General features: G+C 36.0%; 12 protein-coding genes and 1 pseudogene. 3 read left to right on the plus strand and 10 right to left on the minus strand.

The features are described from left to right. The first annotated feature begins 325 nt into the window (after nucleotides 1-325). Nucleotides 326-895 (plus strand): hypothetical protein, encoded by a 570-nt coding sequence (locus tag SGJ10_06390; GenBank protein ID MDZ4757754.1) that lies wholly within the window; start codon nucleotides 326-328, stop codon nucleotides 893-895. 168 nt (nucleotides 896-1,063) lie between these two features. Here the strand turns inward: SGJ10_06390 and SGJ10_06395 are convergent, their stop codons facing one another. Then, nucleotides 1,064-2,440 (minus strand): hypothetical protein, encoded by a 1,377-nt coding sequence (locus SGJ10_06395; protein ID MDZ4757755.1) that lies wholly within the window; start codon nucleotides 2,438-2,440, stop codon nucleotides 1,064-1,066. A gap of 11 nt (nucleotides 2,441-2,451) precedes the next feature. Continuing rightward, nucleotides 2,452-3,108 (minus strand): OmpA family protein, encoded by a 657-nt coding sequence (locus SGJ10_06400; protein ID MDZ4757756.1) that lies wholly within the window; start codon nucleotides 3,106-3,108, stop codon nucleotides 2,452-2,454. 176 nt (nucleotides 3,109-3,284) lie between these two features. Here SGJ10_06400 and SGJ10_06405 point away from each other — a divergent pair, with 176 nt between their 5' ends. Both SGJ10_06405 and SGJ10_06410 read left to right on the plus strand, forming a co-directional pair. Next, a complete protein-coding gene (locus tag SGJ10_06405; protein MDZ4757757.1) occupies nucleotides 3,285-3,968 on the plus strand; it encodes an OmpA family protein in 684 nt (227 codons plus the stop codon). Between the two features lie 24 nt (nucleotides 3,969-3,992). Continuing rightward, nucleotides 3,993-4,691: an outer membrane beta-barrel protein gene (locus SGJ10_06410; GenBank protein ID MDZ4757758.1), complete on the plus strand. Its 699-nt coding sequence runs from the start codon at nucleotides 3,993-3,995 to the stop codon at nucleotides 4,689-4,691. 230 nt (nucleotides 4,692-4,921) lie between these two features. Here SGJ10_06410 and SGJ10_06415 read toward each other — a convergent pair whose 3' ends face one another. The 8 genes and pseudogenes from SGJ10_06415 to SGJ10_06450 all read right to left on the minus strand — a co-directional run. After that, entirely contained in the window at nucleotides 4,922-5,818 is an 897-nt protein-coding gene (locus SGJ10_06415) for a type II CAAX endopeptidase family protein (GenBank protein ID MDZ4757759.1), read from the minus strand. An 89-nt stretch (nucleotides 5,819-5,907) separates the two neighbouring features. Then, on the minus strand, nucleotides 5,908-9,516 hold the full coding sequence (locus SGJ10_06420) for a TraB/GumN family protein (GenBank protein ID MDZ4757760.1): 3,609 nt from the start codon (nucleotides 9,514-9,516) through the stop codon (nucleotides 5,908-5,910). Nucleotides 9,517-9,678: 162 nt separating this feature from the next. Beyond that, nucleotides 9,679-9,876 carry a hypothetical protein gene (locus SGJ10_06425; GenBank protein MDZ4757761.1) on the minus strand — a complete coding sequence of 66 codons (198 nt, stop codon included), beginning with the start codon at nucleotides 9,874-9,876 and terminating at the stop codon, nucleotides 9,679-9,681. Nucleotides 9,877-10,029: 153 nt separating this feature from the next. Next, nucleotides 10,030-10,251, minus strand: a pseudogene (locus SGJ10_06430) (T9SS type A sorting domain-containing protein). Between the two features lie 12 nt (nucleotides 10,252-10,263). Next, entirely contained in the window at nucleotides 10,264-10,497 is a 234-nt protein-coding gene (locus tag SGJ10_06435; protein ID MDZ4757762.1) for a hypothetical protein, read from the minus strand. A 321-nt stretch (nucleotides 10,498-10,818) separates the two neighbouring features. After that, nucleotides 10,819-11,391 (minus strand): D-sedoheptulose 7-phosphate isomerase, encoded by a 573-nt coding sequence (gene lpcA, locus SGJ10_06440; protein ID MDZ4757763.1) that lies wholly within the window; start codon nucleotides 11,389-11,391, stop codon nucleotides 10,819-10,821. 34 nt (nucleotides 11,392-11,425) lie between these two features. Next, nucleotides 11,426-11,824: a hypothetical protein gene (locus SGJ10_06445; GenBank protein ID MDZ4757764.1), complete on the minus strand. Its 399-nt coding sequence runs from the start codon at nucleotides 11,822-11,824 to the stop codon at nucleotides 11,426-11,428. A 3-nt stretch (nucleotides 11,825-11,827) separates the two neighbouring features. Further along, nucleotides 11,828-13,785, minus strand: a 1,958-nt coding sequence (locus tag SGJ10_06450) for a prolyl oligopeptidase family serine peptidase (GenBank protein ID MDZ4757765.1), incomplete at its 5' end; no start/stop codon positions are given.

Below are 13,785 nucleotides of genomic sequence, written 5' to 3' on the forward strand. Positions count from 1 at the left end.
AAATCAACAACTTCCTCCTGATATTATTTCAATGCACAGATTAAAAGTAATCCCCGAACTGCTTTTAATTGTCCAGTTTTTTGTACCTGAGTAGTTACGTTGCATGTTTTATGTAAAGGTCAAGTATTGTTGAGCAAGTTGAATCATAAATTTCTCTATGAAACTCTGTGCAACACTGTGGTAAAAGAATTTTTAACCACAGAGGGACACAGCGTCTTTCACAGAGTTGCACGGAGTTTAATATGAAAACAATATCAATACATTGGCGGCAGCACCCAAAATCCTGTATCCCGAATCCCATATCCTAACATTATCTTTGCAGCCCATGCACGACATAGAACCATACTATAACTGGCGTCAATATTACCAAAGTGAAACGGATGCACAATCGCCTTTTTATGGTCGTGAGCACAGTGAGTTTGAATACCACAATAAAATATATAATTATCTTATACACCCGCAGTGGGATGAATTTGGCTCCAGTACTTTATATATGAAACTATTGATGGCCGATTACGAAACAGGTTTTGCGGTGATAGAATTTATTGGAGAATGGAACGATGCTGTGAACAATGATATTATGTGGCTGAAACGCGAAGTGATAGAACCCTTAATTGATGTGGGAATAGATAAATATATACTAATTGGCGAGAATGTTTTGAACTTCCACAGTAGCGACGATTGTTATTATGAAGAATGGTTTCAGGATGTGGAAAATGGATGGGTAGTTGCTATCAATTTTAGAGAACATATATTACAAGAATTCCAACAAGCCAATATCGATTATTATATAAACTTTGGTGGAGAGCTTGACACACTGGGTTGGCGAACCATGACCCCTTTACAATTATATGAAAAAGTATCAGGAATCATGGGCAGAAGATTGGGGACGTGATATCTTATACCAATTCTTAACCTATAATAGTTCTCCGCCTGTGGCGGATTAGTTTGTAGAATGGTAATGCCGAACTACATCCCGAATGCCCCGCTTAACCCCGATAATTATCGGGATGCGGGGGGATTAGTCCCTTTCTTTTGGACTATTATATATTGAGTTTCGGTATTATAAGCCTGCTAATTCCTTATATATTGTAGCTAATTTTACAGGCTTTGTTTCGGCAGTAATTGTTTTTTGGCTTGTGACCTTTTGATCAATTTTTTGAAACATGGGATTTCCTTCCTTCAACTCAAGCACAAGCACGCTTAGTTCTGTACCTAATGGTATTTTTGCAAAATATTTACCTTCTTTTTCTTGATTAGCGACAATCATACTGTTTAATCCTTTTATATAATAATAAACTGAAGCATTTGGCTTGGTGTTGACCTTGATTGTAATCAAAGAATAGGTGGGCGTATTAGAAAATCTATCGCAATTATAATAACCTACTGCTGGAATACTTGTACTGTATATTGCGGCTACATTGTTTGTAGTTAACATTCCCAATTCCGCTTTTTTCTCCAAAATTTTAATCTTAAAATCAGCGACTATTGCCCCAAAACGTGCATCATTCTTAACCAAATCTTGTGCAAATCTGTTTTGCCAAATTTGATTACTATATAGAACATAATTATATTTCCTGTAGCTATAAGAAGTTGTTTGCGAATTATATTTAAGCTTCCTATTGATACATATTTCGCTAATTGCTTTATTATCGGCAAAGCGAATCCAATTTAATATGTCAATTATGTGATGATGATAGATGTCTTTTGATATATAATAATCGTTTCCTGAATTGAAGCTAATTGCTTTTTCTAATCCTTGCATAGATAATTCCTTTTTATTACTTGCCCTTATCAAAGAACTTATAGTACTGTTGAAAATGGCCAATTCATTCCTTTTATTTGATTCTTCATGCTTGGCGATTTCACTATCAATCCAGCGATAGAATCTAAGATAATCTTCTCCAAACAAGGAACTATCTTTTACAAATTGTTCCATACGTTTTTCATATTTTGCCAATTTAATATCATATCTTTCCTCTCTTAAATTATACTCCTTTTCTAGTTTAGAATTCTCCTTTTTTACCAACCACCTTTTGATATAGGAGGGTAGTGTTTTTTTCTCAAATTTAGTGCGGAACCTTTCTTCCGTGCACACTATATTTTTTCTTGGAACTTTTGGTTTAATTGGTTTAGCAGGAAATTTCTGAATAAGGTATTGGTAATTAAATTCTGCCAGAGGTGTCTCATCGGGTCTTAGAATCAAGGTTTTTAAATAGGTCACATCTAGCCCGTCGGTAGCTATCATTATGCTGTGAGCAGTTTTGGCTCCAAATGAGCGATTGGTAGTTTTCCATTCTACCTTTTTAGCATCGGGCTTAATACCCACAAACAATCGCATATTATTTTTCATATTTTGCGATGGCATTCGAACTAGTAACTCCTTACCATCCCTTATTTTCAGCTCTTCACCATTATAGTTGGCAGTTATCTTAAACATTCCTCCACTTTCTAAAATTTTTCCTTCGCATACAGTTGAAAGGTTATTGAAACAGCATCCATCGGTTTTTGAAATTCCGCTAATTTTATTTCTACTTTTTCGTTTGAAATAGGTTTACCACCCTTTGTTTCAAAAGCATTCTGAGGTATAGTAATTTTTGTACCTTCTGTACCTACAATGATATTTTCGTTTATAGAGTTTAATGAAAAGCACTGCGTATAATCGCCACCCGCTGCTTTTAATACCTCTGATATTTCCTCAAATACATATTTCCTTAATTCAATTTCCACTCTTCTATTATATGCTTTTCCTTCTTCAGTGCGATTCTGGTTTTCTGGTTTACGTTCGCCGTACCAATTAATGTCCATCATTTTTTCATTTATCCCATTCTCCACCAAATAACTATATACCGATTGTGCTCTTCGCCTCGATAGATTCATATTATAAGTGTCGTTTGCATCATTGTCGGTATGAGCCTCAAGTGTGAGTTCATAATACTTTTCTCCTTTCGCATCTTTCAAAATTTCATCTAGTACTTGCTTGTCTTCGGCATCAATCAAGTACTCGTCAACATTGAACTTTACACGGAATTTGTTAGCGGTAAGTTGGGCGTTGGTGATGTTGAAATAAATAAACAACAGCACAAAAATAAGTTTTTTGTGTACCATGGTTATTAGAATTTAGCTTTGATATTAAAACGTAATTTCTAAATTTTTATTTTATTAAATGCAAATTTTCAGATTAACAGAAGTATAAAATGTGAATTATGTAATTTTAATCTTGAAAGGTGTAACAAATATATTTTGGGTTCTGCATAATCTTGCGGCATAAATAAAACAATAATATGATACGTACAATTAAACACAGTATTTTTTGCCTCTTAACATTAAGCATGATAGGAATTGGAAACAGTTGCACGCCACTCAACAAAACACAAAAGGGAGCAGCCATAGGCACAGCTAGTGGTGGAGTAATAGGTGGAATTGTGGGCAGGGCTTCGGGTAATACCGCACTAGGTGCTATTATCGGTGCCACTGTGGGCGGGGTAACAGGGGCAGTAATTGGTACCAAAATGGACAAACAAGCCGCTGAAATAAAAAATACCGTTCCTGGTGCAAAAGTATATAGAGTGGGAGAGGGAATTATAGTAGAATTCAACAGCAAAATTTTATTTGCTTTCGATAAATCAGATGTTTCTGAAACCGCCAAAGAAAACCTCACCAAATTGGTTACTGTATTAAACAACTACCCAGAAACCAATATAGAAATACAAGGCCATACTGACAACGTTGGTACCGATCAATATAATTTAGATCTATCAGGCAGACGGGCTTCTGCTGTGAGTTATTATATAAGCCAGAAAGGTATTGCATCCAATCGGATTAGTACAAAACCTTATGGTGAATCAGTTCCAAACTATACCAATGACACCGAAGAAGGAAAAGCATCCAATAGAAGGGTAGAGTTTTTAATTACAGCAAATGCTAAAATGCAATCGGATGCTAAAAAAGAAGCAGAAAAAAAATAAATTAACATATAATACTATACTGCCATGATACAAAAAATACTACTTTCGACCTTAATCCTGTTCAGCTTTAATGCATTGGCTCAGGAAACAAGAACACCAGTTATGGGAAAAAGTTCCTTCGGAATATACGGCGGCGTAAATTTTCAAAACATCAATGGAAAAGATGCCAATGGGGATAAGCTGAGTAATTCGATAGTAACCAAATTTAATGTCGGTGTGAATGAAGAAATTCCTTTGGGGCCCGACTTTTACCTACAACTAGGCTTGCAATATATTGGTAAAGGTGCTACAGAAAAACTGGTTTATAGAGGTGCTTCCATCGTTAGAAATATTAATATAAGCTATTTAGAAATCCCTGTTAATATAGTATATAAACCTTTGGTTGGGAAAGGCCATTTTCTATTGGGATTCGGCCCTTACTTTGGTTATGGAATTATGGGTAAAATTAAATATACGGGTGGCTATAATGGAAATTACAATTTGCAGTTTGCAAATAAAGTAGTCTTGGGCGATCAAAGCAACCCAGACAATACTATCTACTATAAGCATCTCGATGCTGGGGCAAATGTTTTTTTCGGATATGAGTTTACCAGTAAGGTTACACTTACATTTAATTCGCAGTTGGGTTTGGTAAATATAAATCCAAACTATAGCAATGCTCCCAATAGTAAAATCGCCAATAAAAATACTGGATTTGGCTTAACCGTGGGATACCGTTTTTAATACCGAAACTCAATATATAATAGGCCAAAAAAAGGGGGACTAAGCATATTGTAGTTCGACATTGCCATGCTAAAAGCTAATCCGCCGCAGGCGAAGAACTATTATAGTTTAAGAAATGGTAATAAACCTTCCAAAAGGTGTTTACGTTACTAAAAAAATACTTTTTTCACTCTAGTCCGAAATAGTATATCGATTTAACATCGATAGATGGGCTAAAATTAATGATACTCTTAAAGTGAGTTATCCTGAAGTGTTATGGTTCGCTTTTTTTCTTTATGCAAATACCAAAATACGCCTATTATTATTATTACGCTGAATATGAACATGAAAATATTATAGGTAGATTCTACATCAAAACTAGAATCCATTTTATTATAATCGGCAATTACGAAGAATAAATTATTTGAAAAATGCAATAATATATTGGCCCAAAGCGATCCTGTAAGTTCATATACAAAAGCAAGCATCAATCCCATTAAAAAGATTACAATAATCTGGCTTGGTTGGTCGTGGGTAATAGCAAAAAACAGGGACGAAACAATGGCGGGCAGCCAAACGCTACTAGTTAGTTTTTTGAGTAGTAAATAAACGCCTCCCCTGAAGAAAAACTCTTCGCACAATGCAGGCAGTAAAGCCATAAACGCAATATTGATAAGCAGTTCACTGCTATTGTCAGCCTTTATCATTGCTGTTATAAACCCCGATTGTTCTTTATTTCTTTCAAACAACAAACTGTTGAAATACTCCAAGTAATTCTGCGGATAAAGCGTGGCTACAAATAACACCAGCACTAATAATATAATAATAAATTTGGGTACTTTAAGCAAGCCAGTCTCACTATACATTTGGTCTCGGTAAGTTACTTGCATCACTACCAAAAAAGGAACGGCCATTGCGGTAATTTGACTCATGACTTGCGTAAAAATAAGGGCATTGATAGTTCGAGCTTCGTTTGGATGACTCTTTATATAATCGAACAGATTATATATTTCACAAGGCACTCCATATATTTTTACCGCAGCGGCAGCAGCTAAAAAAGTAAAGACAAATAATCCCAGAAAAAACAACCCGCACAGCATAATGAGCCGCTGCAAATATTGGCCATTGGGTTGATTTTGAATTGACATAGTTTGTAAATAAAGTTGTATGGTACTATATTATATATTTATTTATCACATACAGCAATTTATGTGAAACAGCAATACCTTATATATGATTAATAACCGTAATCTGAGCGGCCACGACGACGTTTCAACCTCATTTCATATAATAGTTCTTCGAACTGCTCTTCCGTCTTTTTAGATTCGTCAAGCAGCTCTGTATTAGAACTAGTAAGCTTTTCATCGAGAGAAATTTTTGAAGTGTCTTCGGGCTGCATACCACTAATTCCTACATACCATTCTTTGTGCTCGTCGTTTTTCTTTAAAACTTTATAGTAGTATACATATCCAGTTTTATGTTTAAAAGTGGTGAGTCTTCTGTCCAACAGTACGATGCTGTCTTTCTTGTTTTTGTCTACTTCGCTTTCGCTGCTTCCACTATAACTGTAGGAGCTAACCGCTTCTTTCATAAATATAGAACGAGCAATGGCTTCTTGTGTTTTATATTTTGCAGGGAATAAATCCAAGCGTTTAATCCTCGACATTCGTTGATATAGCTTATAACGCAATTGGTCATCATCAGCAATCTCCATTATAATACTATCAGCCACCGCTACTTTTGATTTAATCATAGCTATCACGATACGCATCCTGAATTCCTTGTTTTTGCTCTGAAACTGTTTGTCTATTAATTTTTTTATTTGCGGCTCACTATAAAAAGGCAATAATAAATAAGTATAGTTCACCAAGTCATCATCATATTCTGAGGTGTGCGATGAACCTCCTTCTTCTTTGGCCTGCTGGCGTTTCAAGGTAATACGTGCATCATTGTATATTTGTACCTTATACGCTGCATAGTCGGCGGGTTTTAAATAGTTGCTGTCCACCAACCACGACATCAAATCATATATACCCGATTTATATTCTTCTATGGTATTCAGTTTTGCTAGGTCGGGGAACCAGATACGAGCCAACCTAAAAGAATCCTCGGCATTGTTGAATATTCCCTTCAAATCGTAACTCCCCGACGGAATAGGAGCTTCGCTCAACAATATATTTTTAATAGTGCGGAAAGATTCCTGTGTCATAAACCGCGTCATGCTGCGGAGAATGGCTAATTGTAAAGTAGTAGTATCTCCCACTTTTATATATTCTTTCTTAAGATAATCTAACACCATGGTATCACGCTTGCGTCCACGCCATCCATACCCTAGCTCTTCTATCATATCGGCTTTGCGGTCGAGGTAATTTTTGGTGAAATAGAAACTATCAATAGCACCCATCCATTGTTTATATGATTTATCAGTAAGCCAAACATCTTTAATGGACTCAACCGCTTGCGACTTTGTAGCACTATCAGTACTAAATAAGTCTTTGATAAGTGTATCGGCTTTGCTCACAAATAAAGGTCTGCCAATAGTGGTATCAGCGGGTTTGAAAGTATTATAAAAGGTAGTAATAAATTCGCTTTCGCCCTCAGTACTGTCTATCATACATTGCAAGGTGTATAATACCGATCCTTTAAGCACAAACTTGTATTTGTGGCGGCGGGCAGTGGCTGTATCAGCATAAAGTATATCGTAAGTATGTATATCTTTTTCGTGTTTTTCACTTTTTTTAACTACATATAAATCCGAATCGTTTAAATTATTTATCACCAAACGCCTAAAATATCCGGTATCAATAGCACTTATATATTTACCATATCTATAATACTCAACACGAATAGCTTCATCACTTTCGGGAGGGGTAAATAATTGTACTTTTGTTTCACTTTCTTGAGGCCCTTGACGGCTGCTATAAGAGTTATAATAGGAGTAACTACTTTCTGCTGGTTTTTTGGGTTTGTAGGGCGTTTTCACTGTAAAATGTAAGCCTGTATCATTATACTCTTCCAGTTTCTTAAATTGCGGTTTTACAAAATCTATACTTTCTAAAAACCGCTTATCAAAACTACCTCCCTCGGGTATAGACTGGGCAAATATATAATACCTAGACCCTTTTAGAACCGCCAATGCTTCTACCTTTCTATTATTCAACGTAAAATTTGATTTTACTGCATATTGATTTTTATGTTTAATAATTTCTCGTTGCATTTCTTTAACATTTTCTGTTTGTGCAAAGCCATCCATCATCTGGTTCAATTCAAAAGTATCTTCTTCCAGATAACTGAGATTGCTATAACCATGTTGTAATATCACATAAACATTGTCAGTGCTTTTATCTACTGCCAAATAATCAAGTCTTCCAGTTGTATATCGGTACTCATCACTGGTTTCATTATTAAGTGGGGTATGAGGCACCATTACAGAGAACCCATGTTCTTTGGAACTATATGCTTGCCAGGCGGTTGCTGGAGTTTCTTTAATCTCAATGGAATTGAAAAAATGATCGCCGTCTTTGTTTTTCACAAAATCATCGGGGCCTGCCATTTTAAATATCATCACCTCGAGTGGCGTTACTATAATATTATAACGTTGGAAATCGCCTTTTTTTGTTTGGTTTAATATATCGTAACCTGGGTAACCATTTTTCTTGATGGTTTTCATTTCTATAATTTTTCCCGGCACATTTTCATATAATAAACTATCTATTTGCTTCATCACAAAATCTTGATTATTACCAATAAATGGAGCATATAATTTTACACGAGAAATATCAAAATAAACCCCGTTCACCAGGTCGGTACACAAATATAGTTGCATCTTTCCCCGCATACCTGTTTCAAATAATCTACCAGGCACTTCTACTTTAAAAATGCCATCGGTAGCTGTTTGTTGTATAAAATTAAGGGGGTGGTGTACTTTGTCCAATTGGTCTCTACGCTTGCTGTTCTTTTCTGTATGCTTCACCGATCTCACGGTATAACCACGATCTCGCAAATATTCGAGTACGCCTTTTTTTCCAGGTAAGTGGGCAGCACCCACCGCTGTAAAAAGTGATTTACCCAATTTATACATCGAATCCATGGCAGCAACCATATTACGGTTGCGTTGGTAAATGGCTTTTTCCAAATAGCTTTCGGGGTCTTCTATATGATTGATGGAGTCCAACATATCCAAATCTCCTTTACGATAAGCATCAACCAATTCTTTGTCCATGTCCATTTTGTTAGCAGCCCGACTACGTTTTGGGTCGTAAGGCTCATCACTGCGAGCTTTTGCAGCTTCATTCATCAGGCGTTCGCTTTCTTCCCAGTTTTCTACACCTAAGTGAATTTTTTTGAGTTTTTTACCAGTCTTATATATATATAAATCTAAATAAGTGTCTTCTTCAAAATTGTCGCGGTAGCCGCTACTGCGGTACATGAGGAAATTAACTACATTCTGGTCTAAAGAAAGTGCTTTGTGCAAAAGCTCACTTTTCTTTTCGTACAATAAAAAATCCTCCGCAGCTACGGCTCCTATTTTTCCATATCCACCTCGCCCTTCCATACGTTCGCTACGCATGAGGTCGGCCATAAAACTATCGGCATTTATTTCGAGTGCTACAGCATCGCAGTTCTCTATTGCTAAGAAAAAAGAATCATCTAAATGGAAGGCTACTTTGCTACTCACATGCATGGTGCCGTACACATAGCTTGGTTTCTTAAGACCATTGCCGCTTACCTCCCACAATAAACCTTGATATTTTTTATTACCCTGAGCTGATGCATAAAAACCAATAATAATTAATAAGACAGTTACTATAAAACGATAGCCAATGGTTGAATATTTTTTGAACATGAATTGTTTAGATATGATGTAATTGTTGCTTTTAAACGCAGCAAAAGTATAAAAAATACCTTCACCTATAAAAAATAAAATTAATGCTTGATTATCAGATAATAAAAAAGCCCGCATGCATTTGCAAACGGGCTTTGAAGGAGATTTCTCAAAAAAACTAAATTAGTTTTTAGGAGTAGCTGCGGGTGTGGTAGCTGTTGTGGTAGCTGCTTTGCCTTTGCAGCAAGCTTTCTTTTCTTTGCAGCAAGCTTTTCCACCAGTTTTTGTGGTGCAGGCTTTTTTGCTTTTTTTCTTACCATCGTCGGCATGGGCAAATGCCATTCCACCAACTAGGGCAGCGATTAACATTAATTTTTTCATTTCTTTTTTGTTTTGTTCAAGCTTCACATGCGACCCGTTGCATGCTACACTTGGTTTTTGAAATACGGGTCATAACGTTATGAGTTACAAAAATAGCCAACTATTCTGTATTTTGTATTTTTAATTTTATTTTTTTTTATGAGGCAACTAATATCAATGTTTAATACAAACCTTCTCTATATAATTTTTCCCGTTCATTTCTGCTTTAAAAATATAAATTCCATTAGTCAGTGCAGGTAACGATATACTAAGTATACTTGTACCCTCACGTCCATTAATAGTCTTTAGGTATAATTGTCGACCCGCCATATCCAGTAAGGTGATTTGTACCATGGCATCCTTTTCTAAGGTATAATTAAATTGTATATCTTTTTCAGTAGGATTGGGCTAGATTTTCAATTCCTTTTTTATGCTTCTTGCAGGTGTACTGGCAATATATTTTGACATTAAAGGTGCATAACTACCACTTGAATCACTTTTTAATGTGGGTTTAGTACATTCAGCAAGTTTAGTAGATAAGGCTGCAAGAGGTATATCATCATTTATGGCCGAATCTTCTTTCTGAAACGAACAAGTATAATAATCTCGCCAAAGCCCATCTAGGCTGTCAAGCCAATTCATATCATTCAGCATGTCGATAGCAGTGGGTCTGTCTTCGACCAGTCGATATATAATACCAATTCTTAAACTATAATAGTTCTCGGCCTGTGGCGGATTGGTTTGTAGAATGGTAATGCCGAACTAATCCCGAAAGCCCCGCTTAATCCCGATAATTATCGGGATGCGGGAGGATTAGTCCCTTTCTTTTGGACTATTATATATTGAGTTTCGGTATAAAGTAATCAAATCACCTAATAAGAAGTAAGGGGTAAGGAATAGGGGCCGTTCGGCTATTGAAGGAACATATAACAACAGGCGTCAGCCTCCTTACTCCTTTATTCCTTACTCCTTTACTCCTTCTTCTATAAAATCAATCAACGAATGTATACATTTAATATGAATCTCTTGTGCCCTATCGGCATATTCACTTTGTGGTGAACGTATTTCCACGTCGCAAAGGCTGGCCATCTGCCCTCCGTCTTTTCCCGTTAAGCCTACTATAGGTATATTTTTATTTTTTGCAGCCTCTATTGCTTTTAATATATTTTTTGAATTGCCCGATGTAGAAATTGCCAATAAAACATCACCTTCATTTGCAACCGCTTCTATATATCGAGAGAATATATATTCATAGCCATAATCATTGGCCACACAACTTATATGGCTGGGGTCGCTAATAGATATAGCTGCAATAGCCTTGCGGTCGTTGCGGTAACGGCCTGTTAATTCTTCGGCAAAATGCATCGCATCGCACATACTGCCACCATTTCCGCAACTGATTATCTTATTTCCATTTTTTATCGCATCAACCATAAGCTTTCCTGCCTGTTCCAATTTTGCAAAATTGGCGTCATCACCGATGAAGTTTTTCAATACATCGGCGGCCTCCTCAAAATGTTTTTTTATATTTTGCATAATAAATGGTTAAGTCCGTATAAGTGGTTTGAATTTACTTTTTGGTTAATGAATAATCATATTGAACATTGTTAGCCGAAGTATTCCATTGCTGTTTTGTAGTCTCGTTTGATACCACATTTATAACAGTACTTTGGTTGTTTCTTACGGTTGTTATTGTAGAATCTGTATTGCTCCACGTAAAATTATTTACTGCACTTGGATTGGTAGAATATATATAACTGCCCGAACCGTCCTTAGTAAAAGTATAGGTTCCATAATTGTTTACCGTTGCGGTAGTAGACATGTTTTTAAAAGTACATTTGTCGATATTCCAAGTTCCTAAAAGTCTGGTTTTAAAAGATTCTGCGGCTGTTTGTTTTTTGCATGATGATACATATAATATAATAAATGTTGCAAAAAATATAATTCGTATAGTCATTTTTTTTATCATTTTTTAATTTAAAGTAATTGTTTTTATTGCCATATTCCAAAACATGAAGGCATAAATATCTGCAATTTCATCAAGCTGTTTGCTAATAGGTTTTCCTGCACCATGCCCGGCATTCGTTTCTATACGAATCATTACAGGGTTTTTGCTTTTACTTTTTTGTGCTTCTTGCAAAGCTGCAATATATTTGAACGAATGAGCAGGCACCACACGGTCGTCGTGATCGCCAGTGGTAACAAGTGTTGCAGGATATTCAGTATTGTTCTTCAAATTATGTAAGGGCGAATACTTATATAATACATCAAACTGTTCTTTTTTATCGCTACTACCATACTCTACCGCCCAACCCCAACCCACGGTGAACTTATGATAACGCAACATATCCAAAACGCCGACTGCGGGGAAAGCTACTTTATATAAATCGGGTCTTTGGGTCATACAAGCACCTACCAATAGGCCGCCATTCGAACCGCCTTGAATAGCAAGATAAGGCGATGATGTATATTTATTTTTGATTAGATATTCGGCAGCGGCAAAAAAATCATCGAATACATTTTGTTTTTTGTCGAGCATTCCTGCTTTGTGCCATTCTTCCCCATACTCTCCACCACCACGCAAATTAGCCATTACGTAAATGCCTCCCATATTTAAAAAAGCAATCCGTGAGGCACTAAACGAAGGCGTGAGGCTGATATTAAATCCTCCATAAGCATATAATAAAGTAGGGTTTTTCCCTTCTAATTTCATTCCCTTTTTATATACGATGAACATCGGGATTTTTGTTCCATCTTTACTCGGATAAAATACTTGATCTACTATATAATCTTCGGGGTCGAATTGCAAACTTAGCTCTCTGAAATTTGCAGATTTGCCTGTAGTAATATCATATTTAAAAATAACAGGCGGGTAGTTGAAAGAGGTAAAGGTATAGAATACAAAATCATCGTTCCGATGGCCTCCAAAGCCAGATGCAGAGCCGTTTCCAGGGAGTGTAATTTCCTTCTCCATAACTCCAGCAGGAGTATATTGATATACCTTGGTTACACAATTTTTTAAATACGTCACTATTATTTTTCCGCCCACATAACTGGCACTTTGTAATAATTCTTTTTGCTCGGGTACAATAATTTTCCAATTCTCTTTTTGTGGATTATTGGGGTCCACTAAGACCAATTGTTTATTGGGTGTTCCTTCGTTTGATATCACCAATAGTTTGTTGCTAATATTGTCAATAACACCATACTCATGGTCAAAACCTTTAAATAATACTCTAAATTCTTTCTCCTCCCTGCCCAGATTCTTATATAATAATTCCGTACCATAAGTACCTTCTGAGATAGATATAAACATGTGCTTTTCATCTTCGGTTACTTCGGCACCAAAATACCGTAAGGGATTGGCGGGGTCAGTATATATAAGTTGGTCTTTGTCCTGTGTATTGCCCAAAGTATGATAGTAAATTTTATGGTTTTGGTTTTGAGAAGAAAACTCATGGCCCGCTTTGGGTGCGTCATATCTGCTATAAAAAAAACCATCTTTGTACCATGAAGCTCCGCTAAATTTTACCCATTCCAGTTTGTCACTTGTTTGTTTGTTTGTTGTTAAATTATATACAATAATTTCTTGCCAATCGCTACCAGCTTTTTGAACCGTAAAAGCAGCAAATAAATTATCGTTCGAAATTCCTGCAAGACCTATCGCAGTTGTGCCTTCTTTAGAATATGTATTGGGGTCAATAAGTATTTTGGGTTCGCCATACAAATTCTGTTGTATATAAATAACACTTTGATTTTGTAACCCATTATTTTTATAGAATATATAATTGTCGCCTGCTTTTATGGGTGATGAATATTTGGGATAATCGTTTAAGCTTTCTATTTTTTTTCTAATAGTATTTCTGTATGGAATTTTATCAATATAGTTTCGTGTGCAAATATTTTGGTTTTTTACCCATTCAGCGGTAT

Source organism: Bacteroidota bacterium, from assembly GCA_034439655.1.
GTDB lineage: Bacteria > Bacteroidota > Bacteroidia > UKL13-3 > UKL13-3 > CANJUD01.